Source organism: Martinezella sp. CNPSo 3732 (genome assembly GCF_057784515.1).
In genome coordinates this window covers 110,272-137,265 of record NZ_JBXSOO010000019.1, presented here as the reverse complement: position 1 = coordinate 137,265, position 26,994 = coordinate 110,272, and the positions used below count along the sequence as shown (strand labels likewise).

The window sequence follows — 26,994 nt, the reverse complement described above, 5'->3', positions numbered from 1 at the left end:
CGCGTCTGCATCGCCCGCGCCCTTGCCTCCGATCCCAAGCTCATCATCGCCGACGAGGCGCTTTCCGCTCTCGACGTGTCGATCCAGGCCCAGATCATCAATCTCTTGATGGATCTCCAGGCCGAACGCGGGCTCGCCTACCTGTTCATCAGCCATGACATGGCCGTCGTCGAGAAGATCAGCCACCGCGTCGCTGTTCTCTATCTTGGCCAGATAATGGAGATTGGCAGCCGTCGTCAGGTCTTCGAAACACCGATGCACGCCTATACGCAGCGCCTGCTCTCGGCCGTGCCGATCGCCGATCCGACACAGGAGCGCAGAACCACCTTGCTGGAAGGCGAGATCCCCAATCCCGTCCGCCGCGTCGGCGACGAGCCGCCGATCCTGGCTCACGAGGAAATCACTGCAGGCCACTTCATCGCCAAGAGCGCCTGAACGACCACCAACCATCGCATCGATCTGAAGAGGAAACAGGTTCAATGAAAAGAATGAAATGGGGATTGAAGACCGCTCTGACCGCACTCATGATGTCGAGCGTTGCCATCACCGCCGCTCCCGCTTTCGCGGCCGGCAAGCTCACCGTGTCGTCGTCGCAAGATCCGGGCAGCTGGGACCCGATCGACACCTTCCTGGTGGCATGGGCTGCCGTTTCGACCAACATCTTCGATGGCCTCACCTATCGTGGCCCCGATCTCAAGCTGGTACCGGGCCTCGCCGAATCCTGGGAAGAACTGGACCAGGGCAAGCGCATCCGCTTCAAGTTGCGTCATAACGTGAAGTTCCATGACGGCGAGCCCTTTAATGCCGAAGCGGTGAAGTTCACCTTCGACCGCCTGCTCGGCGAACAGGGCGCCAAGGGGCCGCAGCGATCGAACTACACGGCGATCGAAAGCGTCGATATCATCGACGACTACACGGTCGACATGAAACTGAAGACGCCCGACCCTGTGTTGCTGACCAAGCTTGCCGGCTACGGCGCGATGATCGTTCCGCCGAAATACATCAAGGAAAAGGGCGAGGATTACTTCAACCTCAACCCGGTCGGCACTGGCGCCTTCAAGTTCGTTTCCTATACACCGAAGGTGAACATCAAGCTCGAAGCCAATCCGGATTACTGGGGCGGCGCACCGAAACTCTCCGAACTGGAATATCGCTTCATCAGCGAGCCGGCGACGGCCGTTGCCGAGCTTCAGGCCGGCCGCGTCGATCTCGTCATCCCGCCAACCATCCCGATCGGCATGCTGCCGGTCATCCAGGGCGATTCCAAACTGGAAATCGCCAGCGTTCCCGGCCCGACCGTGGACTCGCTGCGCTTCAATACCCGCGATGGCATCACGGCCGATCCGCGCGTGCGCAAGGCGATCATCATGGCCGTCGACCGCGACACGATCGTCAAGTCGATCCTCGCTGGCCAGGGCACAGAAATCGTCAGCTTCCAGAATTCTCTGTCCTTCGGCTACGATGCCGATTTGAAGCCGCTTCCCTATGATCCGGCAGGCGCCAAGAAGCTGCTCACTGATGCCGGCGTAAAGCCGGGCGCGGCATTGCAGATTGACATTCGAGGCAATGACGCGACGATGAACGAGGTGGCGCAGGTCGTGGCAAGCTATCTGCAGATGGTCGGCCTCACCGCCACCATCAAGCCGTATGAAACCAACGTTCTGCTGAACGACATCATCCCGCAGGGCAAGACCGGCGCGATGTTCCAGCAGAAGTGGGGCGGCTGGACCTTCGACTACGACAATACCGCCTATTCGATGTACCACTCCGGCGAAAAGTGGAATCCTTATGAAAAGGATGCCGCTCTGGACAAGCTGTTGGAATCCCAGCGCCCGCTCACCGATCGCGCCGAGCGCGAAAAGGTGCTGAAGGACATCGGCAAATATGTCGTCGACAAGGCGCTCGAACTGCCGCTCTACAACAGCAATGCGATCTACGGCGTCAGCAAGCGCGTCAAAGGCTTCGTACCCGCTCCCGATACCCGCATCAAGCTGAACGAAGTCACCGTCGACTAATCATCAAGCAAGACGCCGCCGGCCTGGCCGGCGGCGTCACTAGAAAGCTCTCGGGGTAAGAACGTGGCCGGTTTTCTCATCAAGCGATTGCTGCAGGCGATTTTCGTCGTGATCGCCATCACCCTTCTCGTCTCATTCGCCATCCGCCTCACCGGCGACCCTGCCGTGATGATGTTTCAGGGCGGCGGTAGCATGACCGAAGACGACCTGGCCCGCATCCGCACAGCCCTTGGCACGGATCAACCTTTCCTCGTGCAGTATTTCGGCTTTTTAAAAGGGCTGCTGACTCTCAATTTCGGTCGCAGCTTCACCGGCGGCACGCCGGTCTCGCAACTGATCGCCAACGCTCTGCCCGCCACGCTGCTGCTTGCCTTCATCTCGATGGTGGTCTCGATCGCGCTCTCCATCCCGCTCGGCATCAAGGCAGCAACGGCACGCGGCAAGACGGCGGATCAGGTCATCCGCGTTCTCTCGCTCCTGGGCCTCTCTTTTCCGAATTTCTGGCTGGCGCTGATGATGGTGCTCCTGTTTTCCATCACGCTCGGCTGGCTGCCGCCGAGCGGCATGGTTGGAATTTCGAGCTACGTCATGCCGGCGGTGACCATGGGCGTCATCCTGACGGCGACGAATGTGCGCCTGGTGCGCACCGCCATGCTGGAAACACTGCAATCGCAATATATCATGGTCGCGCGCGCCAAGGGCCTCAGCGAAAGCAAGGTGCTCTACAAGCACGCACTGCGCAATTGCGCGATACCACTCATAACCTATTTCGGCATCCAGTTCGGCGGGCTGCTCGGCGGCATCGTCGTCATCGAGCGCGTCTTCAACTGGCCCGGCCTCGGCACGCTGGCATTCGATGCCGTGGGCGCCCGCGACTACCCGGTTTTGCAGGGCGTGATCACCGTGCTGGCGCTGTTCATCGTCGGCGTCAACCTTCTCGTCGACATCGCCTATGGCCTCGTCGACCCTCGTATCCGCACGGAGTAATGCTGATGGCCGCCACAGTTTCTCACCGTTCGCGTTTCTACAGCTTCGAATTCATATTCGGTGTATTGCTCACCGCTGTCATTTGCCTTGCCGTGCTGCTCTCCGACATTCTTTTTCCAGGCGGCGCGGAAAAGATCGATCTGATGGCAAGACTTGCCAGGCCCTTCGCCAGCCTCGCCCATCCTTTCGGAACCGACCCGCTCGGGCGCGATGTACTGGCCCGCGTCGTCGCAGGCGGCAAGATATCGCTGACCGTCGGCCTCACCTCCGTGATTGGCGGCGTGGTGGTCGGCGTGCTGGTGGGGCTTGCCGCAGGCTACTACCGTGGCATCTGGGACATGCTGTTGATGCGCTTTGCCGACGTCCAGCTTGCCATGCCTTTCATTCTTCTGGCGATCACCTTCATCGCCATCGTCGGCGGCAGTCTCACCAACACGATCATCCTGCTGATCGTCTCGCAGTGGGTGCAATATGCACGCCTCGTGCGCGGTTCGGTGTTGAGCCTGCGCGAGCGGGAGTTCATCCTCTCGGCGCGCGCGATCGGCGTCAAAGACTGGCGCATCATCTTCCAGCATCTGCTGCCGAACCTCATCGGTCCAGTGATCGTATTGATGACGCTGAACATCGCCACCAACATTCTCCTGGAAAGCAGCCTCACCTTCCTTGGCATGGGTGTCGATCCCACCATTCCGAGCTGGGGCGGCATGCTGGCCGATGGGCGCACCTATCTGCAGACAGCCTGGTGGGTGAGCCTCTTTCCGGGCGTTGCAATCCTTTTGACCGTACTTGGCCTCAATCTTCTTGGCGACTGGCTGCGCGACAGCCTCGACCCGACCGGCAGAACGACAAGGTAGATATCATGACCGTGATTTTCGAGAGAAGCTTCGAACGGACGCTTTCACAGCTCGTCGTGAATGCCAAGGCCGGCCAGAACTTCGAAGCCTGGACTTTCGATGACAGAGAAAGCCGCCAGCAGGCTGAACGTAAGCTCGCGGAAAAAGGCGTGCAGGCCCGCATTCGCAGCACCTACAAGCCGCTGGTGAATGCCTTCATCGAGGAAATCGACCTGCAGGATGTGAATGCGATCGAGATCCGCTATCCGGTCCATCCCAACGCACCGGACAACCGCTTCCGCCTAGAAGCCTATCCGCTCGCGGCAATGGTGGGAAATCGAGAGATCATCTTTGTCGCAAAAGCTGACAGCGACTTTCACTATGACGTTCTGCTGAAAGGCAATAACGGCCAAAAGCGTCGATTGAAGGTGCTCGCGCCCAATCGCGTCCATATTGATGCCGCCGGCGAAACAAGCGTTTCCCCGACCGGCTGGCTGATCAGAGATGACGGTGCGGCAGGCGAACGGTTGCTCACCGATTATGAAGAACTTTTCGAAGGGACCATTGCCGCGGTCACACACTTCGACTGGGGCACAAGCGAACCCTATTTCGAAGAACTGAACATTTGTGTTGCCCTGCCGGCGTTGGACGAGGCCTTGCGCGTCGGCGACGAAGTCATGAGCCTCCGCGAGGCGCTGCATGAGGACTTCTATTTTTCCCTGCTCGAATTCTTCCAGAAGAAATCCGGCCGCCCGCTCGGCGACCGCGGCTTGAAGCCGGGGCAAATCGTTCCGCAGATCCTGCCTTCCTCTGGCGAGATTTCCGTCCGAGTGGGATTGCAGCCGCTGACGTCTCGCTATTGGGATGGACCCGAACAGCAGATCGAGATGGCAATCGAACCTCTGGCCGTGCAGCAGATCGAGGCCGAGCTTGACAAGATTGGCGGCGAAGCATTTGAGGCCCTTACTCGCTCCGGCCGCACCGTCAGAGCCCGTTATATCAAGGGCCGCGATGCAGCCGTGATGATCAGCGGTGGGCAGCACGCCAACGAGACGACCGGTGGTGCGGGTGCCTTGCGTGCGGCCCATCGGCTTGCCAAGCTCGAAGGCGCGCATTTCACTATCTCGCCGCTCGAAAATCCCGACGGTTACGCGCTGCATCAACGCCTGCGCAAGGACAGCCCGCGGCACATGTATCATGCCGCTCGCTATACCGCGCTCGGCGACGATCTCGAATATCGGACCGAAGAAACTGCCGGCCCGTATCTCTTTGAAAAGAAAATCCGCTTCCAGGCGGAAAGTCTGAGCGGCGCACGCCTGCACGTCAATCTGCATGGCTACCCGGCCCATGAATGGACGCGCCCGCTTTCCGGTTATGTCCCGCGCAATTTCGCCATGTGGACACTGCCCAAAGGTTTTTTCCTGATTGCCCGATATCATTCCGGCTGGGCAGCTCAGGCCGAGCAGCTTCTGGACAAGGTCACCAAACACCTCGGCGCCATCCCGGGGCTGCTAGATTATAACGAACGCCAGATCGCACTCTACGAAACCCATGCCGGCGAAACCGGCTTCCGCATCATCAACGGCTTCCCCTGCCTCGCCGATATCGACGATCGCCATACGGTGCCGTTGACCTTGATCACTGAATATCCAGACGAAACTATCTACGGCGAGGCGTTTGTCGCCGGCCACACCGCACAGATGGAAACGGTACTTTCGGCCTATCACGCCTGGCAGGAGATCATGGCTTCGAGTTAGTCCGATGGGTTGATCGGAGCATGTCGAGAAGCGCAGTCATCGCACTGGACGTATAGGCATCCTTCCTGCGTACGAAGAGTGTATCCACCATCGACCGTTCCGGCGGAAGCGTGTGGATTGCTATCCGCCCCTCCCTGGCCGCGTTAGCGACGACACCTCTCGGCAAGAGAGTGATGCCGACGCCGGCCGACACGCAGCTGACGATCGTATCCAGAGAGCCGAATTCCAGCGGCTTCGAGGTGACGATACCCATATCGGCAAGAAGCGACTCCAGCCGCTGACGGTAAGAACATCCGATCTGGAAGACGATTGTCTTCAGATCGGTAATCTTAGCCAAGTCTTGCATCGTATGGATAGCGGGCGCTGTAACGAGAACAAGCTCTTCACGAAAGATCACCTCGTGCTCGAGATCGGGATGGCTGATGGGACCCGCCACGAAGGCACCGTCGACCCGGCATGAAACGACATCATCGATCAGCCGGCGGGTCGTGCCTGTTGTCACCACAAGACGCACCTGCGGATAGGTCTTGGCGAATTGGCCGAGAAGCGGCGACAATCGCAGCGCCGTTGTCGTTTCCAGGCTGCCGAGAGAAAGCGTCCCGCCGGGCTCGCCATCATCCTTGGCGGCAGCACGGGCATCGGCCAGAAGCTTGGTAAGGCGACCGACAAATGGCAGAATTCGTTGTCCTGCCGGCGTGGTCGACACGCCCCTTGCATGCCGCTGGAACAGACTGACGCCCAGTTCCTCTTCCAATGCCCGGATCCGCGCCGTCACATTCGATTGAACCGTATGCAGCTCCTGCGCCGCCCGGTTCATGCTGCCGTGCCGCGATACTGCTTCGAATACCCTAAGATCGGATAGGTCCATCTTCCTCTTATCTCCAATAGAGATAACCGCTCTCATAATAATTCATTTTTTATGATATAGTGCACGGCGTATTCTCTCAAGCACTGATCCCTGAGAGAGTTCCCATGACCGACACTGCCACGCATGAAACCGACCGGAACCATCAGAATGCCCGGATAGCATGGCGTGCCATCCTGTCGGCATTCTGCGCCTGCCTGATCGGCATCGGCCTTGCCCGCTTCGCCTATACGCCGCTTCTGCCTGCCATCGTCGATAACAATTGGTTCGAAGCCTCGTTAGCCGCCTATCTCGGTGCCGCAAATCTTTCCGGTTATCTGGTCGGCGCATTGCTCGGACGCCCGGTTGCTGCTCGTATTTCCAATGTCCTGACGCTCAGGATCATGATGCTTGCCGCAACGCTAGCCTTCTTTGCCTGCGCCTTTCCTGTCAGCTTTCTATGGTTCTTCGCATGGCGTTTCGCAGCCGGCCTTGCCGGTGGCGCCCTGATGGTACTCGCGGCGCCGACCGTCCTGCCGCTGATCGCACCGTCTCGCCGAGGGCTTGCCAGCGGCGTGATCTTCATGGGCATCGGCGCTGGCGTCGCACTATCGGGCACATTGGTTCCCCTGCTGCTGCAACAGGGGCTGCGCGAGACATGGCTTGGGCTCGGCGTCCTGTCGCTGCTGCTCACGATCATTGCCTGGGCCGGATGGCCGCGCGCTGTCTCCGATCACCCCACCGCGTCCCACCATGCCATGCATGTCCCGAAACGCTGGACGCTGCGTGCGCTCTACATAGAATATGCGCTGAATGCCGCCGGCTGGGTTCCGCATATGATCTTCCTCGTGGATTTCGTTGCCCGCGGATTGGGAGAGGGCCTGCAGGCCGGTGCGGAATATTGGGTGCTGTTTGGCCTTGGCGCCACCATTGGTCCCATTCTTGCCGGTCATCTCGCGGATCGCACCGGTTTTGCCGCAGCGCTGAGATTTGCCTTTCTGCTTGAAGCCTTCGCGGTCATCATTCCCACCCTTGGCCTCGGACAGGCTTGGCTCATCGCCTCGAGCCTGATCGTCGGCGCCTTCGTAACCGGCACGGTGCCCCTGATGCTCGGAAGGATCGCGGAATTGCTGCCGCACCATCCGGCGCAACAGAAAGTCGCCTGGAGCCTGGCAACGGTATTCTTCGCACTGTTTCAGGCAGCTGCGGCTTACGGACTTTCCTTCGTCTTCGCCCGAACCGGCGGAAACTACGGCATGCTCTTCTTAATCGGAACCGGTGCAATGGTTCTCGCTTTGGCGATCGACCTCTTTGTCGCGGTATTTATCCGCAGTCCGCGAGAGCACACCGAGGGTCATCAATCATAACATCAGGAGAATTGGACATGGCAGAACACTTGACCGAGATTACCGGCAGCGAAAACATGCTGAGCGATGGCGGCGCCCTCGATGCGCTCATTGGCTTCTATCGCGCCTTCAATGCCGGCGACCTGGACGCACTCGCCGCCAACTGGGCAGATGGCGACAGGCCAAGCATGGACAATCCGATCGGAGGCATACGGCGCGGATGGCCGTCGATCCGTGGTGGCTATGCGAAGCTATTTGCTGGAAAGGCGAAGGTGCAGGTCGCATTCCATGATTTTACCAGCCAGGGCGGCGATGACTGGCATCTGTTCGTTGGCCGGGAGCGGGGAAATTGCGTCATGGCCGACAGGAGTATCGAGCTTCGCATCCGCACGACGCGCTGGTTCACCCGGATCGACGGTGTCTGGCGTCAGCTTCACCATCACGGCTCCATCGAGGAGCCTGCTCTGCTTGCTGCCTATCAGGAGATCATCTTCGGCGCACCATTGGAGCACCCGGCGTAGATGTTGTCACGAGATTTTGGCTCTCTGCGCGCTATCTTGCCCACATGGCGCCAAAGTTTCACGCGAGTTGGGATTCATGAGGCATTTTCTGCTGTTGCTCGCCGGCCTGTCCATTATCTGCCTGGGGTCATTTGCACCGCCGGCACATGCCGAGGGATTCGTTCGCACCGATCATCAGCGGATCGTCGATGGCAAGGGCGATCCCCTCATCCTGCGCGGTCTCGGGCTCGGCGGCTGGATGGTGCAGGAAGGCTACATGATGGGCCTTGCCAATCTCAAGGCGCAGCACATCATTCGCCGCCGCATTTCCGAAGTCATCGGCGAGAAAAGGACCGAGCAATTCTATCGATCCTGGCGCGAGAATGCGGTAACCAAAGCCGATATCGACGCGATGGCCAAATGGGGTTTCAACAGCGTGCGGCTGCCGATGCACTGGAACCTGTTCATCGAGGACAAGCACGGCAAGAACACCTCCAGGAATATTGTCTGGAACGAAGAGGGCTTTCGGCGGATCGATCTTCTGATCCGCTGGCTGAAAGCCAATGACATGTACTTGATCCTCGACCTGCATGCGGCACCCGGCGGCCAGGGTCACGACATCGCCATTTCCGATCGCAATCCGAACAAACCGTCGCTCTGGCACAGCGATGAGAACCAGGCAATGATGATCGCGCTGTGGAGCGAGATCGCCCGTCGCTATAGGGACGAGCCGACAATCGCGGGTTACGACCTGCTCAACGAGCCGAACTGGGGCTTTCAGGACAAGAAAGACAAGGGCGGCTGCCGCGAAACCGAGAACCGGCCGCTGCGCGATATCTATCAGCGCACCATCCGCGCCATCCGCGCGGTCGATACCAACCATATGCTTGTTATCGAGGGTAATTGCTGGGGCAACAATTACGCAGGCGTACTGCCAATAGACGATCGCAATACGGCACTCAGCTTTCACAAATACTGGACGCCGACGACGCAGGAATCGATCGAACCCTTCCTGAAGCTGCGCGAGCAATATGACATGCCACTCTGGAACGGCGAGTCCGGTGAAAACAATAATGATTGGTATGCCCGCGCCGTTGCATTGCAGGAAAAAAACGGCATTGGCTGGTCCTGGTGGCCATTGAAGAAGATGGGCGCCGGCAATCCGCTGGAGATCAGGACGAATGCAAATTATCGCCGCCTGATTGCCTATCTCCGCAGCGAGGGCAAGAAACCCTCCGCCAGGAGCGCCTTTGCCGGATTGATGCAGTTTGCAACCGACAGCCGCTATGACAGGAATATCCATCATCAAGCCGTGGTCGACGCCTTGATGGGAGCTTCGCACAAATCAGGCATAGCCGAATAGATCACAGTCAATTCATCGGCGCGAGATGCTCCATATCTCCCGGAATCCAGCTATCCCATTGCATGCCTGATGGTCTTCGAGAGACGCAGCAGAAACGGAGGCCGGGACGAAGTCACAAGCTTCCACGAGAGGACGGTCTTTGCCATATCCCGAGGCAGGACACCGATCGAAAGAAACCATCCGGCCAACATCAGTCGGCGCTTTCGCGACGCATTCATCTTGAGACTGGCAGCCGCGCCGGCCGCAGCTAGCGAGAGTCTGGAATCATTCGCGACAGGATGCTGGTCCCTGTCGATGCAAAGCGATGCGAGACGCTCCTCCAGATGGACGGGATCGTGCAGGCCGGCATCATCAGGCATATCCAATCCGATTTCCGTTGCCTGATCCGACAGGGCCTCCAGCCGACGGAAATCATGCGCTATGCGCCAGCGCGCGCGCTGACCGAGCCTTTCGGCGAAGACGGAATGATTGGCACCATGTATGCGATAGGCGCCGAGGCAATCTTCGATTGACGTCACTTCGCCATGGAGCGGTGCAACCGTGGCAAGATATCCATCGGCGCCCTGGCGAAACGCCGGCTCCGGGACCGGCATGACCTTGTCCAGAACCGAACGCTTGAATGCCAGACCGCTGGTGACCGTCGTCTGATAGCGGCCTTTCCGCAGCAATTCCGGCGTGACGTCGCCGGAATCGAAGGGTAGTTCTACGGGTGGAAATACATCCTTTACATGCATCTGTTCGTCAACGATATGCAGCCTGAACTGCACCTGTGCTGTCTTTTCTTCCCAGGCTTCGACGACCTCTGATACCGCGTTCGGATAGAGATAATCATCCGCATCAAGAAACAGCACGATCTCGCCGCGGCTGGATGCAAAGCCTGTGTTGAATGCGGCAGCATGTCCACCGTTCACCTCACGTAGACATGTCTTTATTCGAGAGCCATAGGAGGCGATGACATCAGCTGTCGCATCGGTCGATGCATCATCGACAACGATGACCTCGGCATCGTCGTAATCCTGCTCCAAGGCGCTGTCGATACTGCGCCTTAGAAAGTGCGCGTAGTTATAATTCGCGATGACGATGGAAACGGGAGTACGGTCTTGGATGGGATACATCGCATTGAACCTCGCAGATCTGCTTTGGTCGCGGCGAACCTTCTCATTCAGGTCCTTATGGATGACGTCGATACTGGCTGGGATATATATCCTGACGCATAAGTGGTATTGGGTGATATGTTATGCAGCCGATGCTTGGATCATGTCGATCCGTCTTTCCGAATCTCACCAGTTTTATGGCTTTTGAATGACCGGCCGGCATGATGTAAATGCCGGCCACCCTATTCATTCGATAGATTCTTACTTTACTTGATAACGTCGAGCTGCGGTAGACCGCGAAAGATTGGGCGTCAGGGCCTGGCGCGCATCTTCATAGGCCTTCTGCAGATCGGCATCTTCGAGAGCGGGGATCGTCGCCAGCTCGCCCCGATCAAAGCCAACTAGTGCGGCATCGACCATATCCTCGCTCGACATGACGATTTCCGATGGCAGATGCTCGACAGGGACGCCGGCGACCGCCCAGAATTCCGTTGCGGTCGCGCCGGGCAGAACCGCCTGTACGCGAATGTTCTTGTCTGCCAGCTCATGCTTCAGGGACTGGCTGAAGGCAAGGACGAAGGCTTTCGTGCCGCCATAGACGCCATTCAGCAATTCCGGTGCGATTGCAACGATCGACGCGATATTGATGATCGAGCCGCCGCCACGCTGAACAAAGCCTGGCACCGCCGCATAGGTCAGCCGCATGAGCGCAGTGACATTCAGATCGATCATCTGCTGCATCTTGTCCACATCGGCCTCCAACAAGGGTGCTGCCCCGCCAAAGCCGGCATTATTGACGAGAAGCGTGATCGCTTCATCCGTCTTCAGCACATGCTCCACACGACGTAGCCCATTCGGCGAGCCGAGATCTGCGGCGATCACTTCGACCTTGCGTCCCGTCTCGGTACGCAGCCGATCCGCAATCGCCGAAAGCCGGTCTTCATTGCGCGCCACCAGAATGAGATCGAAGCCCCGATGGGCGAGCCGGTGCGCGTAGACGGCGCCAATGCCCGAAGAAGCGCCCGTTACCAATGCCTTGCCCGATGAATTTGTCATTGTTTCCATTCCTTCTCCTGCGGCGTCATTATCCCGCATGCAATAACAATACGCGCGAAGGCCGATGTCTCAAATGTCATATTCACCACGTTTTCAGACATTCAAAATGGTAAACAATGGCTGGAATCGTAGAAAATTGATGCCGTCTGCGACCGATAAATGCTATAAACGCCTTTTCCAGCCGTGAGCTTTGCCATGCATTCCATTGGATTTCTCGTCTTCCCCGGCTTTCAGGTCATGGGATTTACTGCAGTAACCGCCTTCGAGGTTGCAAATCTGACGAGCGGGAGGGAGCTCTATCGTATAACGCTGCTATCGGAAGCAGGAGGGCATATACGCTCATCGGCAGGGTTCAGTGTCGAAACGGAGGCATTTGGCGACGCTGCTTTCGATTCTCTTTTCATCGGTGCGGCCACGGAAGTTTCATCCACATCTCCCGCAATCCTCGACTATATCCGTCGAGCCGCAAAATCCGCCCGGCGGGTTGCCGCTCCGTGTACCGGCGCCTTTGCTTTGGCTGAAGCCGGCCTGCTCGATGGCCGCCGCGCAACGACACATTGGGTTTTTGCGCGCGAATTGCGGGATCGTTTCCCTGCCCTCAAGGTCGATGAAGACAAGATCTTCATCATCGATGGGTCCATCTGGACATCGGCTGGGATGACCGCCACCATCGACCTCGCCCTTGCGATGATCGAGAAGGATCACGGCGAGGAGCTGGCACGAACCGTGGCCCGAAAGCTCGTCGTCTATCATCGTCGCGCCGGTGGGCAGTCGCAATTTTCCACGCTTCTCGAGTTGGAGCCGAAATCCGACCGTGTTCAACGCGCGCTCGACTTTGCCGGACGAAACCTGCGCAAGATCGTATCGGTCGAGGAGCTGGCGGAGGCGGCAAGCCTCAGCCCACGCCAGTTCAACCGCGTCTTCCGCAGCGAAACCGGCCAATCCCCCGCCAAGGCGATCGAGAACATGCGGGTGGAGGCTGCCCGACTGATGATCGAAGACGGCCGCCATTCGATGGACGAAATCGCCACCGAAGTCGGCTTTGCCGATCGCGAGCGCATGCGTCGCGCTTTCCTGCGCGTGCTCGGCCAGCCACCGCAGACGATCCGCCGCAATGTTCGCACGTTCGGGTAGATGTAGCCGACAAAGAACGAAATCGCGGCTGCCGAGGCCTTTAGCGAGAAGAAGTGAGATCGACCGAAAGGAGCCGTCCGTGCCGCTCCTTACGGATTGCTGCATGGTATGGAATGAACCTTCTCAGAGCCGAGCGTCATTGCGCCCCCACGATCGCTCAGCTCAAGGAGAAGTCTCGCACGGCACGTTTGCTTGTTGCAGTCTCATGCCGCTGCCTCGAAGCACTCACTACAACGATTGTTGCCTGGTCTGCCGGCCGCATCAATCAACTATCCGCAGGTCCGATCCGATGCGATAGGAGCTCCGACCAATAGTCAGCACCAATAGCCGCCTAGTCACCTTATTGCGTTCGTATCCATCTTTCGGTTGAGTTCGACTCCTGGGGCCAATGTCGAGGATACATGCGCATGATACTTGTTCGATGGCGCAGCCACACATCTTCGATCACACAAGCATATCTCAGGCAAAGAAGAAGCCCGCATGAAGCGGGCTTCTTAGTCTTATTCTGCTGCACCTGCAGCCTTCGTCTTGCGCGTGCGCTTCGGCTTTGCTGCCTCTGCAGCAGCCGGTGCGGGAGCAGCAACAGAAGCAGCCTTTGTCCGGGTAGCTTTCGGTGCCGCCTTGGCAGCAGCAGGCTTGACGGCGGCTGACTTCGCCGCTGCAGGCTTGGCAGCCTTCGCCTTCGTCTTCGAAGCCGTTGCCTTGCCTCCGGTCTTCGCCGCGTTCAGGAGTGAGACGCGACGTTGGCGGTTCTGCTCGAGAGCTTGCTGGAAGCCGACATCATTCTCGGCATGAAAGGCCAGATCATCGAGAAACTCAGCCACGTCCTTGACCGTGTCGACGACGACGTAGCTCAATCCACGACCGGCATTGACGGAGTCACGACCGACCGTCACACCAAAGCCACCGGGAACACGCTGGAACCAAGTGGAGCGCCACTTCTTGAAGCCTGCCGCGTCTCGCTCGTACTCCTCCAGATATGCCTTCTGTTCCGCTACACGAGCACGAAATGTATCGACAACATTGCGTGCGCCAGCCTTCGGCTTATCAGCCTTTTTTGAAGTCCATTTCTCAAGAAAGTTTGCCATTGATCCGATCTCTTCAGGTTAGCGTTCTTTGTCAAGCCGCCGTTGCTTAGGAAGCGATGACGAAGCTCCTCCGCATGGATGCCCGCATATATGTAAAGGATAGATGTATAATGGCAACACAATACGTCATTATTGCCGATAATTGGGCTTTACAGCCGCCTTTGAAGATTGGGGACGCTCAATTTTCGCGAATTTTCCCACCCGATTGGCCATTTTCAAACATGATCTGAAACTTCGCCATAACGTGCTGCGGTGCATACTTGCTGGGAATGCTCTGTGGCGGCGCACAAAGCTACGCGCATATCGATGGACAGTTGATGCCGTCTCTGGCTCTTGCCGCCATTTGTTGTCCGACAAACTCATCTGCGTTCGCCTCTACGAGACCGAGCGCAGATCTAGCAACCCCCGCCTCGATTCTCTATTCACCTCGGGACCGCTCCATAATCCTGTGAGTTCTTCCTTTCTATGCCGTCTTCGTCAGGGCGCCATGCGGATCCAGCACGAACTTCGTTATAGCTTCTTGATCGAAACTCTCATATCCTTGTGCAGCATCTTCCAGCGAAATGATCCTGGCGTTGACAATATCTACAATCGGCAGCCTGTGCAGGATCGCCAGCATGAGCTCGCGATTGTACTTCAACACCGGCGTCTATTTCGCATGTAGGGATGGTGTCTTCCCCAACCGAAACCGAAGTGCAGAGACAGGCTACCCTGCTTGGCAGCACTGTCTACGGCACTAGGATCTTCCGTTACATACAGTCCGGGAATGCCGATCGGACCGGCGGCTCGTGTAATCTCCATCATTTGCTTGAGCACGATCGCCCGCTGCTCGCCGCACGAATGACCACACGCCTTGAAACCGATTGCATCGATCGCACTATCCACTTCATGAGCGCCGACGACTTCAGCGATCATATCGCCCAGACGATCGCTCTTGCAAAGATCGATGGCTCGAAGCCAAGCTTGGCTGCATGCGCACGGCGATCCTTGTTGAAATCACCGACCACGACGACGGCTGCATCCGGGATACGAGCGGAAGCCATCACATCGAAGCAACCGCAGTGCTTCACGAAGTTGAGCCTGACCGATGCTGCCCACACCGGTCAGGCTCAGAGATTGTCAAGCCGCCCGCTTCAATGCATCACCAAGCATGGAGACGATCGTTTCTATCTCAGCACGCTCGATGATGAGCGGCGGAGAGAGAGCGATAATGTCGCCGGTTACGCGGATCAACAGGCCCCTCTGGAAGCAATCGACGAAGACATCATAGGCGCGCGTGCCGGGAGCGCCATTACGCGGCGTCAGTTCGACGGCGCCGACAAGGCCGAGATTGCGGATATCGACCACATGCGGCAGGCCCTTCAGTGAATGCAGCGCGTTCTGCCAATCCTCGGCCAGTTCGGCTGCACGCGTCAGCAGGCCTTCCTCCTCGTAGATTTCCATGGTCGCAAGTCCGGCGGCACAGGCAACCGGATGGCCGGAATAGGTATAGCCGTGGAAGAGTTCGATCTGGTTTTCCGGGCCGACCATCAAGCCATCATAGATCTTGCGGCTGGCAAAGACGGCACCCATCGGTATCGTGCCGTTGGTGATGCCTTTTGCTGTCGTGACGAGATCGGGAACGACACCGAAATATTCGGTTGCAAACGGCGTACCCAAGCGGCCGAAGCCAGTGATCACTTCGTCGAAAATCAGCAGGATGCCATATTTGTCGGCGATGGCGCGCAGCCGCTCCAGATAGCCCTTCGGCGGCAGGACGACGCCGGCAGAACCGGACATGGGCTCGACGATGACGGCGGCGATCGTTTCAGCCCCGTGCAACGCGACCAGCCGTTCCAGGTCTTCCGCAAGCTCGATGCCATGGGCCGGCAGGCCCTTGCTGAAGGCATTGCGCTCGATATCGAGGGTGTGACGCATGTGATCGGCAGGGATCTGCGGGAAGACGCGACGGTTGTTGACGAGGCCGCCGACGGAAATTCCACCGAAGCCGACGCCGTGATAGCCCTTTTCCCGGCCGATGATGCGGGTGCGCGTGCCCTGGCCAATCGCGCGCTGATAAGCAATGGCGATCTTCAGCGCGGTATCGACCGACTCGGAGCCTGAGCCTGTGAAGAACACGCGGTCGAGCCCGGCCTCAGGCCCGCCCGGTGCGTGCGCGGCGAGCTTTGCAGCAAAATCGAAGGCGATGGGATGGCCCATCTGGAAGGTCGGAGCGAAATCCATCGTTGCCAACTGACGCTCCACCGCCTGCGCGATCTTCTTGCGGCCATGGCCGGCATTGACGCACCAGAGGCCTGCGGTCCCATCGAGCACCTTTTTGCCGTCAACATCCGTGTAATACATGCCGTCTGCGGCGGCGAGCAGGCGCGGAGCCGCCTTGAACTGCCGGTTTGCCGTGAACGGCATCCAGAAATTGTCGAGAACAGGGGTGTTGGAATGCGTGATCTTGTCCATGGTCGCCTCCATTGCGTTATCCCTGACATCAGCGATTTTCCTGTTCCGAACAAGTCCTTTTCTTGCTGAATTTAAGTCATTGATTTTGCTTACATCACATGAGATGTTTTCGATATTCCGAACATCTGAAAACCAGAGACCGTAATGTCCGTCGATATCGGCAATCGCCTGCGTCATCTGCGTCTCGCGCGCAACCTATCCCAGCGTGAACTCGCCAAGCGTGCCGGCGTTACCAATTCGACGATCTCGCTGATCGAATCCAATTCGGCCAATCCATCCGTCGGTGCGCTGAAACGCATTCTCGACGGCATCCCGATCGGACTTGCCGAATTCTTCGCCTTCGAACCGGACGCGCCAAAAAAGGCCTTCTATGCGGCGGAGGAATTGGTCGAAATCGGCAAGGGCCTGATTTCCTATCGGCAGATCGGCGAAAACCTCTTCGGCCGCAGCCTGCAGATTCTGAAGGAGTGCTACCAGCCGGGCGCCGATACGGGCAAGGTGCCACTGGTGCATGAAGGAGAGGAAGGCGGCATCGTGCTCACCGGCCGCTTGGAGGTGACAGTGGATGACGAACGCCGCATTCTCGGCCCGGGCGATGCCTACTACTTCGAAAGCCGCCGCCCGCATCGCTTCCGCTGTGTCGGACCCTATCCCTGCGAGGTCATCAGCGCATGCACGCCGCCGAGTTTCTAGTGGACGGGGAAGTTGGATGGCCTGTGCATACGATTGGCATCACGCCATGAAAGCCTCGCCGTCACGAGTTAATCTCGATGTCGATATATCGGACCAATAGTCTCCATTATGCCGTCTGCGAAAGGTGCCGCAGCGGCCGGTTTTCTTCCGTCGGGTCCGGCAGGCCAAGATTGGAGCGAAGGGTCGCAGCGACATATTCCCTGCGATAGACGCCTCGCTCCTGCAAGACCGGCACGACCTTCTCGACGAATTCGTCGAAGCCGCCTGGCGTGAGGTGTGGCGCGAAGACGAAACCGTCCGCAGCGTCGGCTTGCACATACCGATTGATCTCGTCGGCGATGCTTTCCGCCGTTCCGACGAACTGCTTTCGAGCGGTAACGCGAATGGCAAGTTCGCGGATGCTAAGGCGATCCCGCTCAGCAATCTCGCGCCACGAACGGGCCGTCTCCAGCCGCCGTTTGATATCCTGATTGCTGGCGCGGCCTTGAACCAGGCTCTCTCCGGAAACATCCGGATCGATATCCGGCAGCGGCCCATCCGGATCGTAGCTTGAGAGATCCCTGTTCCAAACCTGCTCGAGAAACACGATCGCGCTCTTTGGACTGACCTGTTGCAGGCGTATCGCTTTCTGCTTCTCCTCGGCATCTTCCTGCGTGTCACCTATGACGAAATTGGCGCCAGGCAGGATTTTCAAAGCGTCAGGGCTGCGATCATATTTCGCCAAGCGCTTCTTCACATCCGCATAGAAGGCCTGGCCCGCCTCAAGCGAGCCATGGCGAGAGTAGATCAAGTCGGCGTGGCGAGCCGCAAATTCCCGTCCCTCATCGGAATCTCCGGCCTGGGCTAAGACAGGGGCGCCCTGTGGCGACCGCTCGAGCGCGGACCGTCCGGCAATCTCGAAATATTTGGACCGGATCGAAAATTCATCGCTGCTCCAAATGCTTTGTGCGGCCTCGATAAATCCACGCGCACGTTCGTAGCGCTGCTCATGGGGAAGATGGTCCGCACGGCGAAAATTCGCGCCGGTAAAGGCGTCGGGCGAAGTGACGACATTCCAGCCGGCACGTCCGCCCGACAGGATATCCAGCGTCGCCAATTGCCGGGCCAATACATACGGCTCATTGAAGGTCGTCGTCAGCGTGCCGATCAGGCCGACATGTTCGGTAATCGCGGCAAGTGCCGTCAGAATGGCAAGCGTGTTCGGCCGGCCGGCAACATCCAGCTCGTGAAATCGTCCCTTCTGCTCACGGATGCGCAAGCCTTCCGCCAGAAATATGAAGTCGAATTTTCCCCGTTCCACCGTTTCTGCAAAATGGCGGAAGGATGAAAACTCGATCTGACTTCCTGCAGCCGGATCGCTCCAGACCGTGAAATTATTGACACCCGGAAATTGGGCTCCAAGAATGACCTGCTTCTTCGTCATGGGGCTCTCCTTGGAAATTCAGGCTGCATTTGTGTAGCGATTGCCGGCTGCCGGCAGGCCAAATCGACCTCTCAGCGGACCCGTAGCGACCGGGCCAACAGACGACCGGGCCCTCAGCGCCGGAATAAGCTCGTCGATCACATATGCCGCCTGTACCGCGGGATCGTTGAGAACGAGGCGAATGCCGGCGATACCCGACGTGGCGAGCTCTCCAATCTGCGCCACATAATCGTCAACCGATTTCGGCGCGGCATCGATTATGACGTCGGCAACGAACGCCCGCACCCTGTTCTTGTCCGCAGTACCGATAGTCCTGATGACATCGGCGATGTCCAGGCGATCCGGATGAAGGAAGACGATATCGGCGGCCGAGGCTACTGATGAGTCCTCACCATGACGATAGGCTGCCGCGACAACCGGCTGGCCCTGTGGCGGGCGCGGCGTGATGGAAGGGCCGAGAACCTGAAAGCCACTGCCCTTGAAATTGATGTAATGCAGCTTCGAGCCATCCAGGAAGCGCTGGCTTTCCTTATCTCGAATGACCGCTCCATCTTCCCAGCTGTCCCATAACCCGCGAACGACATCGACGACATCAAGCGCGTCCTGGCGCAACGCGGAGCTTTCCACTGCAGGAAAGCCATTGAGGGCTCCGATGGCTTGCCGGGCATGCACGGCTCTCGATCCATCATAATGCTGAACCAGAAAACCTGCCCTGCCCTCGCTTACGAAATCCAGCGTCGCGATGGCGGTCGAGACATGAAATGGCTCGAGGAAATTGACTGCCGCGCCGGGGATGATTCCGATATTGCCGCTGCTCGCCGCAAGCCAGTTTGCAAGCAGCACGGCATCCAGCCCGTCGCCGTCAGGGCGCGCAAAACCATCTTCCAGCGTCACAAAATCGACCACCGTGTCGAAACGCGCAACAAGCGCCCGCCAGAATTTTTTCTGAGCGTCGCGCGGATTGCGGGATTGCGCAGCAACATCTAATCCGATGCCGACCCTGAGACCATTTGGATGCGTCATGTGAAGTCCTGTTTCGCGATATTGTGAAGCTCGAAGGCAGATCCGATTTCTTGCCGGGATCTGCCGATAGCCATCGGAGCCACCATGCCCGTCACGCAGCAGAGGTTTCGTGAGCCGCCAGGCGGGCGATGATCAGCTGCTCCTGCCCGGCCTTCAGCGCAGTCACGCGCGCCGTAGCCTCCTCAAAGGAGGCGGCAGGCGGATAGATCGGTGTCACGCCGGGTAGCCCCGCCTTTTTGCCGATATGCTTTTCGAAAGGCAGGGAGCGATAGAGGCTCGGGTCGACGGTCGGGTCGAAAAGGGGGCGATAGCCGAGCGACAGATAGAAGGCCACGGCCTCCGGTTGGCGAAAGCCGGTGCTAAGGTAGGCCCTGTTATAGCCGAGTTGCCCGGCACTCTCCTCGAGCGCGATCATGATGCGGCGCGCCAGTCCCTGACGCCGGAGATCCGGATGCGCCCATATCCGCTTGAACTCAGCGGTTTCGTCGTCGTGGCTCATGAAGGCACCGCCGGCAATGGTCTGACCGTCGCGCTGCAGCAGGAGAAAATCGCCAAGCGGCGGCGCGAACAGGGCACTCGGATAGCGCATGATTTCCGCTCGCGCGCCGCCAGGACGGCTTGCGGCGCCGTATCTGCCATCATACTCGCTGGCAAGGCCATCGATCAGCGGTTCCGCCGCCGGGTCCAGCAATGACGACCGGACAATGATATCGTTCATGCATATGCCTCCAAACAATGTTCTGAAGGCTGCCCGGGGACGGTCGTCAGGATCGCCGATCTTGCCGACCACTCCGCAAACTCCGCTCAGCGCTTCGCAGGCAGAGCATGCATGATCGATGGTGCGCTTCGCACGGCACGATCTTTCATTGTGCGGTCGATGATTGAAACATCGTTGCCCGATTTGTTTGTCTATTAAAATTATAGATTATATCATCAAATCTATGTAACCAGAGGGCGTCACAAGTGCACCAACTCGCCGCCCTGTTTCGAGGGATACAAGAGCATCGGGAGATCGACGCACAAACGCCTGGATATGCGCGACCTGTTTATTCGCACCAAACCTAGTCGGCAGAAGATTGCACCCACCTCGAAAATGAAGTCACCGATGAAGAATAGCGATGCCTCCAGCATGTAGGCATATTCGCTCTGAATATAATGAATTAGTGGCTCTCGCGCGGAACCTTGGCGCCGCGTCCGCCGACCAGGAAATCGAGGTCGGCGCCGGTATTGGCCTGCATGACCGTTCGAACGTAAAGGCCTTGGTATCCTGAGGTCATTTCCGGCACCGGTTCCTTCCAGGCCGCGCGCCGCCGCTCAAGCTCATCGTCCGGAACGTCGAGAACCAATGTGCGGGCCTCGACGTCGAGTGCGATGAAATCCCCGTGCTCGACGAGTGCCAGCGGACCGCCGGCGGCGGCTTCTGGCGATACATGCAGCACCACGGTTCCGTAGGCCGTGCCGCTCATGCGGCCATCGGAAACGCGCACCATGTCGCGTACGCCCTTTGCCAGCAGCTTGCTTGGCAAAGCCATGTTGCCGACCTCGGCCATGCCGGGATAGCCGCGTGGGCCGGCCCCCTTCAGAACGAGAACGGAATTCTCATCGACATCGAGGTTCGGATCGTCGATCCTGGCATGGAAATCCTCGATAGTCTCGAAGACGACGGCGCGGCCGCGATGACGCATTAGATGCGGCGATGCGGCCGATGGTTTGAGCACCGCCCCATCAGGCGCAAGATTGCCCTTGAGGACCGCAATTCCCCCACTGTCGACGAGCGGATTTGACCGGCTGCGGATGACGTCCGGATTGTGGTTGACGACATCGGCAATATTGTCTCCGACACTCCCCCCAGACACGGTGAGTGCATCGAGATGGAGGAGATCGCAAATTTCCTTCATCACGGCGGGAATGCCGCCGGCATAACAGAAATCCTCCATGAGGCATTTTCCCGACGGCATGAGGTCGACGATCGTCGGCACGTCGCGCCCGAGCCTGTCCCAATCCTCCAGCGACAGGTTGACGCCGATACGCCCGGCGATGGCGAGCAGATGAACGACGGCATTGGTCGATCCGCCGATCGCGCCATTGATCTTGATGGCGTTTTCGAAGGCCTGCCTCGTGAGAATCTTCGAAAGCCGCATATCTTCCTTGACCATCGCAACGGCGCGGCGCCCGGTCATCCGGGCAAGCCGCGCCCGTCGGGCATCGACGGCAGGCCATGCCGCATTGGTTGGCAAGGCAACGCCTAGCGCTTCCACCATCGACGCCATGGTCGAGGCCGTTCCCATGGTCATGCAATGGCCGGGCGAGCGCGACATGGCACTTTCCGCATCCATGAACTCCTGCCGGCTCATGGTGCCTGCCCTCACCTCCTCGGAAAATTTCCAGACATCCGTGCCGGAGCCGATCGGCTTGCCGCGAAAATTACCATTCAACATCGGCCCGCCTGAAATGACGATCGTCGGCAGATCGCAGCTTGCCGCGCCCATCAGCAGCGATGGCGTGGTCTTGTCACAGCCGGCCATCAGGATGACGCCGTCCATGGGATTGCCGCGGATTGCCTCTTCGACATCCATGGAAGCGAGATTCCTGAAGAGCATCGCAGTCGGCCGCAGGTTGGACTCGCCGCAGGAGAAGACCGGAAATTCGAGCGGCAATCCGCCGGCTTCCAGGACGCCGGCCTTGATATGCGTGACCAGTTCGCGGAAATGCGCGTTGCACGGCGTAAATTCCGAAAATGTATTGCAGATGCCGATGACGGGGCGACCATCGAATACATCATCGGGCAGGCCGCCATTCTTCATCCACGAGCGATGAATGAAGCCATCCTTGTCCACTCCGCCGAACCACGCCTGCGACCGTCGCTTTGAATCCTTGGTCATGATCGCCTCTTTTGTATTATGATTTATTTTTTTGTTATACAAATTGGCTATGACGGTCAAGCGCGGGCGACGCTTGTGACCACAGGCTGAAGACGCTAGACATGTCTCGATTTTTGGGAAAGGCAGATGGCCGGGATGACTTCGGACGCCGATGATGCGAGCCTCGGCACCAACAAGAGATACCACGACGCGATCGTGCAGGCGCTAGGCGAGCGGATCGTCGGCGGGGCGCTCGCGGCGGGAGCTTCTGTGGGAACGGAGCAGGAGCTCTGCGACCATTTCGGGACGTCGCGTACCGTCATCCGGGAAGCCATCAAGATCCTGTCGGCCAAGGGCCTCCTCGAAAGCCGCCCGAGAAGCGGCACCAGAGTGACCGATCACTCGGAATGGCTTCTGCTTGATCCGCAGGTCCTCGCATGGAGGCTCGGCGCGGAAAATGGCAGCGAGCGGGCGCGTATCGACCTCTATGAACTCAGGCAATCCTTCGAGCCGGCAGCAGCAGAGCTTGCCGCCGCGCGCGCGACGCCGCAGACGCTGCAGAAAATGAAACATGCTCTGCTCGGCATGACCCTCGCCTCCACCGCGGAAGAAAAGATCGAGCACGATCTCGCATTTCACACCGCCATTTTGGCAGCGACCGGCAATGCCTTCTATCTGGCATTGGGGTCGCTGATCTCAGCGGGGCTGAAATATGTATTCAAGGCGGGACTGCAACGAACGGCGAAGGAAGACGAACGCTGGATACGCCGTCACCAGAATGTCTATGAAGCCATTGCTGGCGCCGATGGTCCGGGCGCTGCCGAGCAAATGAAGAACCTCCTGCGCGAGGCGCTGGAGGTCCAGAAGCTGGAATTGCCGCAATCCAAAAATTAGAAGCGGATCGGCTTCAGAAAGATCCGAGCCTCTTCGCATGCAAGGCGACGAGCTCCTCGCCGAACTGTGTCGGACGCATGGCAGGCGCGCGATCGCGAACCGTAAGCGCCGCCCGCGCAGCAAACAGCCGCTTGCCGTAGCATATCAGGTGCTCGATCCCCTGCATGACGGCAACGGCGGATGGGAGCATGGCACGATAGATTTCCTCGGCATGGACCTTATTCCCGTCGCGAAAGGCGGTGTATGCGTCGACTGCATAGTCGATGAGATCGGGAGCGAGAATATAGCCGGCACAGCCTGCCCGCAGCCCGTCAAGCAATTCCAGGCCGCCTCGGCCGTTGAAAACAGGCACGCCGTCGCCGATCGCCTCCATCAGCGCCTTGCCCTCGACGGCCGAGCCCTCCGCCTTCAGCACCCTTACATTGGGATGGGCAGCGCGCAATGCGGCGAGATCCGGTCCCGTCAGACCGCGTCCGAGAAAGGCGGGGGCATTCTGGATTGCCACCGGTAGCTTCGTCGCATCCGCGACGCGGCCGAAGAAGCCGATATATTCGCCTGCGCCGAAAGTGCCGACCGGTGGCGGCTGGAGGATCACCCAGTCAGCACCAACAGCTTCGGCGTGCCGCACCTGCTCGACCTGCTCTGCAACCGAAGTGCCGAAGATGGTGAAGGCGAGCGGCAGACGGCCGGCATTGTCCTCGGCAAGCCATTCCATCACGGTCTGGCGCTCGGCGGCGGTCAATTTGGAAACCTCCGTGGCAAGACCGAGTGCAGCAAGCCCATGCACGCCCGCCGCCACGCAAATCTCGGTCTGCCGCTTCATCGCCGACCTGTCGAGCTTTTCCTCCTTGTCGAAGAGCGCGTAGAGGATCGCATGGATGCCGTGCAGTTTCTCAGGTTCGAATGCCATCTCGTTTTGCCTTATTGTTTTGAAAGCCGAAGGGCCGGCGCACCCGTGCGGACGATTGCAATGCCGAGAAGGCCGCCTGCGATCAACGCGACAGCCACCAGCGTCAGCGCCACATCATAGCTTCCGGTCGAATCCTTGATCCAGCCGATCGCCGGCGGCAGGGTGAGGCCTGCGACATTCGCCAACGCATTGATGAGCGCGATCGATACGGCCGCCGCAATCCCCGAGACGAACTCGGTGGTGACAGCCCAGAAGATCGGAATAACCGCCCAGTTGAGTGCCACCGAAAGGACGAGCAGCAGGTAGGCCAGGTGTGGATCGCCGGCATGGGTCGCACCGAGAAGACAGACACCGGCCAGGGTGAGCGGAAGCCCGAGATGAAACGCGCGCTCGCCGGTTCGATCGGAATGCCTGCCATTGAAGAACATGAAGATACAAGCAGCCAGAAACGGCACCGCCGAAAGCAGGCTTACCGCCAGATTGCCGCCGCCGGACAGGTTCTTGACGATCAGCGGCATGAAGAGCGTGATGCCGATCGTGCCGAAGGCCTGAAGCAGCCAGAAGAAGGCAAGCATCCAGACGCGAGCGTTGGAAAAGGCGGCACTCCAGGATGCATGATGCGAGACAGACGCCCTCTCCTCCTCAGCGGCGACGGTTCGCTCGAGGCCATCCTGCTGCTTGGCAGTGAGCCAGGCCGCGTCTCGCGGGCGATCGGGCAGAAACTTCAACACGACGAAGCCCAAGACGATGGCGGGTATGCCTTCGATCAGAAACACCCAGCGCCATCCCGATAGGCCGAGAATGCCGTGCGCATTGAGCAGCAGGCCGGAGAGCGGCAAGCCGATGACCGAGGCAAGCGCTGCGCCGATATAGAAGAAGGACATGGCATTCGCCCTTTCGCGCGACGGATACCATTTCGCGAGATAGAAAATGATGCCCGGCGTGAAGCCGGCCTCGGCCGCGCCGAGAAGGAGGCGCATTCCATAGAGCTGATGGGCGCTGGAAATGAACGCCATGCCGGCGGCAACGATGCCCCAGCTGATCATGATGCGGGCGAAGGACCGACGCATGACGAAGACAAAGCCGAACCGGACGACGGCCCTCGTGGAAGCCCTCGGCATCCGCATCGCGTCCGGACAAATCCTCCCCAGCGCCTATCTTCCCTCGGAAGGCGAACTGGAGCAGGAATTCGGCGTCAGTCGCACGGTCGTGCGCGAGGCGGCGAAGATATTGTCGGCCAAGGGTCTAGTGACCGTCAGACAGCGCACCGGCACGCGAGTGGAGCCGCGGGAGCGATGGCAATGGCTCGACGGAGAATTGATCGCATGGCTGTCGCGCGGACGGATCTCGCACGATGAGCTCATGGCTTTTGCCGAAGCCCGCCAGATCATCGAGCCTGGGGCTGCCGCGCTGGCGGCATTGCGGGCAACCGATGTGGAACGTCAGGCGATCCTCGACATCTACCGCCGCATGGAGCGAGACCAGAAGAACCCCACCGCAGCCGTCGCCGCCGACAAGGCCTTTCACATGTCGATCCTTGCAGCAACGCACAATCCGGTGCTGCAAAGCCTGCGTCAAGCGATCGAATCCATTCTCGATGCCGTTTTCCCGCACACGGTCGGCGCATTCGCGGCCAATCTCGAAAACCACGCCGCGGTCGCCGAGGCAATCGCCGCAGGCGACAGTATCGCCGCCAGACACGCGATGGAGGTTGTTCTCGACCGGACGTCAGGCTTCCTTGGACATGCGCGGGAAGGGACGACATCATAGCCATCAAGACTTGCTCGCCAAAGCGAGGGCTATGAGGACATGGATCGGCGGGGAAGGACCGGACCGCGAAAGGGGGTACGCCCCTCGTAAACGGAACGCTCTCACGGCCGGTCCCAATTTCCTGCAGGCCAAGCCCGCAAGAGGCGGCGCTTTTGCGCGCCCATTGCGGCAATATATTGTCTAACGCTAAAAAATGGAGATTAGGCAAATTGGCAAGACACCTCGTATGATGACCACAAGATCGATCCATCGCTCCTCCATCGAGACAGCACGCCTTCGCCTGCGTCCGACATCGGCCGCCGATACGAAACGCGCATCCGAAATTCAGAGCGATTGGGCTGTGACGCGCATGCTGAGCAACGCCTCATATCCGCCGAACGAAAACAATATCAAAGATTGGTTTTCCAGCCATCAGCGCGAATGGGCCGAAGGCTCCGCCTATCGCTTCGCCATCGAACAAGGGGAAAGAATGATCGGTGTCGTCGATGTCGATGGCATTGTCGGCAGCGCGGGCAGTCTTGGATATTGGCTGGAGAGAGAGGCCTGGGGAAAAGGCTATGCTTTCGAGGCAGCACAGGCGCTGATCGGCTTCGTCTTCAACGACGCCGGCTTGTCCAGCCTCGAATCCGGTCACGCATCCGACAATACGGCCTCTGGACGGGTGCTGACCAAACTGGGCTTCCGCCAAGTCGGCAGCAGGGAGCTTTTCTCGCGGGCGCGCTGCGAAACCATTGTTCAGTGCTGCTATGTGCTTGAGCGCCAAATGCCGTGAATCCACGGCATGGTGCCGAGCCCTAGCTGCGTGGCTGTCGCCCGTTAGAGCTCGATTTCGGACGGTGAAGTTTCACCTCGGAAATCTGTTCCGCAAGCTGGGTTGTCATCGCCGCGCCGAAGCAATCCGAGCGGCAACCGCACTCGGCTGGCTGTAAGCCTCGAACGGGCGGATTGA

General features: G+C 59.0%; 24 protein-coding genes and 2 pseudogenes. 14 read left to right on the top strand and 12 right to left on the bottom strand.

Going from position 1 to position 26,994, the window contains the following annotated elements:
• The 5 genes from AC13RM_RS25325 to AC13RM_RS25305 form a co-directional block, all read left to right on the top strand.
• On the top strand, window positions 1-435 hold a 435-nt coding region (locus tag AC13RM_RS25325; RefSeq protein ID WP_488555818.1), incomplete at its 5' end, for an oligopeptide/dipeptide ABC transporter ATP-binding protein.
• 44 nt (window positions 436-479) lie between these two features.
• Window positions 480-2,015: an ABC transporter substrate-binding protein gene (locus AC13RM_RS25320; RefSeq protein ID WP_488555817.1), complete on the top strand. Its 1,536-nt coding sequence runs from the start codon at window positions 480-482 to the stop codon at window positions 2,013-2,015.
• Window positions 2,016-2,078: 63 nt separating this feature from the next.
• Window positions 2,079-3,002: an ABC transporter permease gene (locus AC13RM_RS25315; protein WP_488555816.1), complete on the top strand. Its 924-nt coding sequence runs from the start codon at window positions 2,079-2,081 to the stop codon at window positions 3,000-3,002.
• A 5-nt stretch (window positions 3,003-3,007) separates the two neighbouring features.
• Window positions 3,008-3,856: an ABC transporter permease gene (locus AC13RM_RS25310; RefSeq protein ID WP_488555815.1), complete on the top strand. Its 849-nt coding sequence runs from the start codon at window positions 3,008-3,010 to the stop codon at window positions 3,854-3,856.
• A gap of 5 nt (window positions 3,857-3,861) precedes the next feature.
• Entirely contained in the window at window positions 3,862-5,592 is a 1,731-nt protein-coding gene (locus tag AC13RM_RS25305) for a M14 family metallopeptidase (RefSeq protein WP_488555814.1), read from the top strand.
• On the opposite strand, the gene AC13RM_RS25300 is transcribed toward AC13RM_RS25305, so the two are convergent.
• Window positions 5,576-6,460: a LysR substrate-binding domain-containing protein gene (locus AC13RM_RS25300; RefSeq protein WP_488555813.1), complete on the bottom strand. Its 885-nt coding sequence runs from the start codon at window positions 6,458-6,460 to the stop codon at window positions 5,576-5,578. The two genes, AC13RM_RS25305 and AC13RM_RS25300, sit on opposite strands and share 17 nt — an antisense overlap.
• 104 nt (window positions 6,461-6,564) lie before the next feature.
• On the opposite strand from AC13RM_RS25300, the gene AC13RM_RS25295 reads away from it, so the two are divergent.
• From AC13RM_RS25295 to AC13RM_RS25285, 3 genes are all read left to right on the top strand, one after another.
• The gene (locus AC13RM_RS25295; protein WP_285173724.1) at window positions 6,565-7,803 is read left to right on the top strand and encodes a YbfB/YjiJ family MFS transporter; all 1,239 of its coding nucleotides are present in this window, start codon (window positions 6,565-6,567) and stop codon (window positions 7,801-7,803) included.
• A 17-nt stretch (window positions 7,804-7,820) separates the two neighbouring features.
• A complete protein-coding gene (locus AC13RM_RS25290; RefSeq protein ID WP_285173723.1) occupies window positions 7,821-8,303 on the top strand; it encodes a YybH family protein in 483 nt (160 codons plus the stop codon).
• A gap of 76 nt (window positions 8,304-8,379) precedes the next feature.
• Entirely contained in the window at window positions 8,380-9,645 is a 1,266-nt protein-coding gene (locus tag AC13RM_RS25285) for a glycoside hydrolase family 5 protein (RefSeq protein WP_113228649.1), read from the top strand.
• Window positions 9,646-9,695: 50 nt separating this feature from the next.
• Here the strand turns inward: AC13RM_RS25285 and AC13RM_RS25280 are convergent, their stop codons facing one another.
• Together AC13RM_RS25280 and AC13RM_RS25275 are read right to left on the bottom strand one after the other, a co-directional pair.
• The gene (locus tag AC13RM_RS25280; RefSeq protein ID WP_488555812.1) at window positions 9,696-10,760 is read right to left on the bottom strand and encodes a glycosyltransferase family 2 protein; all 1,065 of its coding nucleotides are present in this window, start codon (window positions 10,758-10,760) and stop codon (window positions 9,696-9,698) included.
• A 240-nt stretch (window positions 10,761-11,000) separates the two neighbouring features.
• The gene (locus tag AC13RM_RS25275; protein WP_488555811.1) at window positions 11,001-11,795 is read right to left on the bottom strand and encodes an SDR family NAD(P)-dependent oxidoreductase; all 795 of its coding nucleotides are present in this window, start codon (window positions 11,793-11,795) and stop codon (window positions 11,001-11,003) included.
• A gap of 195 nt (window positions 11,796-11,990) precedes the next feature.
• Between AC13RM_RS25275 and AC13RM_RS25270 the strand changes: the two genes are divergently transcribed.
• On the top strand, window positions 11,991-12,929 hold the full coding sequence (locus AC13RM_RS25270) for a GlxA family transcriptional regulator (RefSeq protein ID WP_374819990.1): 939 nt from the start codon (window positions 11,991-11,993) through the stop codon (window positions 12,927-12,929).
• Window positions 12,930-13,429: 500 nt separating this feature from the next.
• Here AC13RM_RS25270 and AC13RM_RS25265 read toward each other — a convergent pair whose 3' ends face one another.
• The 3 genes and pseudogenes from AC13RM_RS25265 to aptA form a co-directional block, all read right to left on the bottom strand.
• The gene (locus tag AC13RM_RS25265; protein ID WP_285173720.1) at window positions 13,430-14,017 is read right to left on the bottom strand and encodes a hypothetical protein; all 588 of its coding nucleotides are present in this window, start codon (window positions 14,015-14,017) and stop codon (window positions 13,430-13,432) included.
• 463 nt (window positions 14,018-14,480) lie between these two features.
• Window positions 14,481-15,057, bottom strand: a pseudogene (locus AC13RM_RS25260) (MDR/zinc-dependent alcohol dehydrogenase-like family protein); the annotation flags it as partial.
• 79 nt (window positions 15,058-15,136) lie between these two features.
• The gene (aptA, locus tag AC13RM_RS25255) at window positions 15,137-16,471 is read right to left on the bottom strand and encodes an omega-aminotransferase AptA (protein WP_374819992.1); all 1,335 of its coding nucleotides are present in this window, start codon (window positions 16,469-16,471) and stop codon (window positions 15,137-15,139) included.
• 144 nt (window positions 16,472-16,615) lie between these two features.
• On the opposite strand from aptA, the gene AC13RM_RS25250 reads away from it, so the two are divergent.
• The gene (locus AC13RM_RS25250; RefSeq protein ID WP_374819994.1) at window positions 16,616-17,164 is read left to right on the top strand and encodes a cupin domain-containing protein; all 549 of its coding nucleotides are present in this window, start codon (window positions 16,616-16,618) and stop codon (window positions 17,162-17,164) included.
• A gap of 106 nt (window positions 17,165-17,270) precedes the next feature.
• Here the strand turns inward: AC13RM_RS25250 and AC13RM_RS25245 are convergent, their stop codons facing one another.
• The 4 genes from AC13RM_RS25245 to AC13RM_RS25230 all read right to left on the bottom strand — a co-directional run bounded on the left by AC13RM_RS25245 (window position 17,271) and on the right by AC13RM_RS25230 (window position 22,492).
• Window positions 17,271-18,587, bottom strand: coding sequence for an LLM class flavin-dependent oxidoreductase (locus AC13RM_RS25245; protein ID WP_374819996.1), 1,317 nt, complete (start codon window positions 18,585-18,587; stop codon window positions 17,271-17,273).
• An 18-nt stretch (window positions 18,588-18,605) separates the two neighbouring features.
• On the bottom strand, window positions 18,606-19,610 hold the full coding sequence (locus AC13RM_RS25240; protein ID WP_374819998.1) for an LLM class flavin-dependent oxidoreductase: 1,005 nt from the start codon (window positions 19,608-19,610) through the stop codon (window positions 18,606-18,608).
• Window positions 19,611-19,701: 91 nt separating this feature from the next.
• Window positions 19,702-20,328 (bottom strand): GNAT family N-acetyltransferase, encoded by a 627-nt coding sequence (locus tag AC13RM_RS25235; protein WP_374820000.1) that lies wholly within the window; start codon window positions 20,326-20,328, stop codon window positions 19,702-19,704.
• Between the two features lie 442 nt (window positions 20,329-20,770).
• Complete coding sequence (locus tag AC13RM_RS25230; RefSeq protein WP_488555810.1) at window positions 20,771-22,492, bottom strand: IlvD/Edd family dehydratase; 1,722 nt, start codon at window positions 22,490-22,492, stop codon at window positions 20,771-20,773.
• Between the two features lie 126 nt (window positions 22,493-22,618).
• On the opposite strand from AC13RM_RS25230, the gene AC13RM_RS25225 reads away from it, so the two are divergent.
• Entirely contained in the window at window positions 22,619-23,365 is a 747-nt protein-coding gene (locus AC13RM_RS25225; protein ID WP_488555809.1) for a FadR/GntR family transcriptional regulator, read from the top strand.
• 13 nt (window positions 23,366-23,378) lie between these two features.
• On the opposite strand, the gene AC13RM_RS25220 is transcribed toward AC13RM_RS25225, so the two are convergent.
• Together AC13RM_RS25220 and AC13RM_RS25215 are read right to left on the bottom strand one after the other, a co-directional pair.
• Window positions 23,379-24,275, bottom strand: a complete 897-nt coding sequence (locus AC13RM_RS25220; RefSeq protein ID WP_488555808.1) for a dihydrodipicolinate synthase family protein — start codon at window positions 24,273-24,275, stop codon at window positions 23,379-23,381.
• An 11-nt stretch (window positions 24,276-24,286) separates the two neighbouring features.
• The gene (locus AC13RM_RS25215) at window positions 24,287-25,345 is read right to left on the bottom strand and encodes an MFS transporter (RefSeq protein WP_488555807.1); all 1,059 of its coding nucleotides are present in this window, start codon (window positions 25,343-25,345) and stop codon (window positions 24,287-24,289) included.
• Here AC13RM_RS25215 and AC13RM_RS25210 point away from each other — a divergent pair.
• From AC13RM_RS25210 to AC13RM_RS25200, 3 genes and pseudogenes are all read left to right on the top strand, one after another.
• Entirely contained in the window at window positions 25,344-26,045 is a 702-nt protein-coding gene (locus AC13RM_RS25210; RefSeq protein WP_374820010.1) for a FadR/GntR family transcriptional regulator, read from the top strand. The genes AC13RM_RS25215 and AC13RM_RS25210 overlap by 2 nt on opposite strands.
• A gap of 226 nt (window positions 26,046-26,271) precedes the next feature.
• Complete coding sequence (locus tag AC13RM_RS25205; RefSeq protein ID WP_488555806.1) at window positions 26,272-26,817, top strand: GNAT family N-acetyltransferase; 546 nt, start codon at window positions 26,272-26,274, stop codon at window positions 26,815-26,817.
• A 61-nt stretch (window positions 26,818-26,878) separates the two neighbouring features.
• A pseudogene (locus tag AC13RM_RS25200) lies at window positions 26,879-26,974 on the top strand (LuxR C-terminal-related transcriptional regulator); the annotation flags it as partial.
• Window positions 26,975-26,994: the final 20 nt, after the last annotated feature.

What these genes read in the sequence shown, in the direction of transcription:
- AC13RM_RS25320 (WP_488555817.1), top strand. Translation starts at nt 480, where the DNA reads ATGAAAAGAATGAAATGGGGATTGAAGACCGCTCTGACCGCACTCATG.
- AC13RM_RS25310 (WP_488555815.1), top strand. Translation starts at nt 3,008, where the DNA reads ATGGCCGCCACAGTTTCTCACCGTTCGCGTTTCTACAGCTTCGAATTC.
- AC13RM_RS25305 (WP_488555814.1), top strand. Translation starts at nt 3,862, where the DNA reads ATGACCGTGATTTTCGAGAGAAGCTTCGAACGGACGCTTTCACAGCTC.
- AC13RM_RS25300 (WP_488555813.1), bottom strand. Translation starts at nt 6,460, where the DNA reads ATGGACCTATCCGATCTTAGGGTATTCGAAGCAGTATCGCGGCACGGC.
- AC13RM_RS25295 (WP_285173724.1), top strand. Translation starts at nt 6,565, where the DNA reads ATGACCGACACTGCCACGCATGAAACCGACCGGAACCATCAGAATGCC.
- AC13RM_RS25290 (WP_285173723.1), top strand. Translation starts at nt 7,821, where the DNA reads ATGGCAGAACACTTGACCGAGATTACCGGCAGCGAAAACATGCTGAGC.
- AC13RM_RS25285 (WP_113228649.1), top strand. Translation starts at nt 8,380, where the DNA reads ATGAGGCATTTTCTGCTGTTGCTCGCCGGCCTGTCCATTATCTGCCTG.
- AC13RM_RS25280 (WP_488555812.1), bottom strand. Translation starts at nt 10,760, where the DNA reads ATGTATCCCATCCAAGACCGTACTCCCGTTTCCATCGTCATCGCGAAT.
- AC13RM_RS25275 (WP_488555811.1), bottom strand. Translation starts at nt 11,795, where the DNA reads ATGACAAATTCATCGGGCAAGGCATTGGTAACGGGCGCTTCTTCGGGC.
- AC13RM_RS25270 (WP_374819990.1), top strand. Translation starts at nt 11,991, where the DNA reads ATGCATTCCATTGGATTTCTCGTCTTCCCCGGCTTTCAGGTCATGGGA.
- AC13RM_RS25265 (WP_285173720.1), bottom strand. Translation starts at nt 14,017, where the DNA reads ATGGCAAACTTTCTTGAGAAATGGACTTCAAAAAAGGCTGATAAGCCG.
- aptA (WP_374819992.1), bottom strand. Translation starts at nt 16,471, where the DNA reads ATGGACAAGATCACGCATTCCAACACCCCTGTTCTCGACAATTTCTGG.
- AC13RM_RS25250 (WP_374819994.1), top strand. Translation starts at nt 16,616, where the DNA reads ATGTCCGTCGATATCGGCAATCGCCTGCGTCATCTGCGTCTCGCGCGC.
- AC13RM_RS25245 (WP_374819996.1), bottom strand. Translation starts at nt 18,587, where the DNA reads ATGACGAAGAAGCAGGTCATTCTTGGAGCCCAATTTCCGGGTGTCAAT.
- AC13RM_RS25240 (WP_374819998.1), bottom strand. Translation starts at nt 19,610, where the DNA reads ATGACGCATCCAAATGGTCTCAGGGTCGGCATCGGATTAGATGTTGCT.
- AC13RM_RS25235 (WP_374820000.1), bottom strand. Translation starts at nt 20,328, where the DNA reads ATGAACGATATCATTGTCCGGTCGTCATTGCTGGACCCGGCGGCGGAA.
- AC13RM_RS25230 (WP_488555810.1), bottom strand. Translation starts at nt 22,492, where the DNA reads ATGACCAAGGATTCAAAGCGACGGTCGCAGGCGTGGTTCGGCGGAGTG.
- AC13RM_RS25225 (WP_488555809.1), top strand. Translation starts at nt 22,619, where the DNA reads ATGGCCGGGATGACTTCGGACGCCGATGATGCGAGCCTCGGCACCAAC.
- AC13RM_RS25220 (WP_488555808.1), bottom strand. Translation starts at nt 24,275, where the DNA reads ATGGCATTCGAACCTGAGAAACTGCACGGCATCCATGCGATCCTCTAC.
- AC13RM_RS25210 (WP_374820010.1), top strand. Translation starts at nt 25,344, where the DNA reads ATGACGAAGACAAAGCCGAACCGGACGACGGCCCTCGTGGAAGCCCTC.
- AC13RM_RS25215 (WP_488555807.1), bottom strand. Translation starts at nt 25,345, where the DNA reads ATGCGTCGGTCCTTCGCCCGCATCATGATCAGCTGGGGCATCGTTGCC.
- AC13RM_RS25205 (WP_488555806.1), top strand. Translation starts at nt 26,272, where the DNA reads ATGATGACCACAAGATCGATCCATCGCTCCTCCATCGAGACAGCACGC.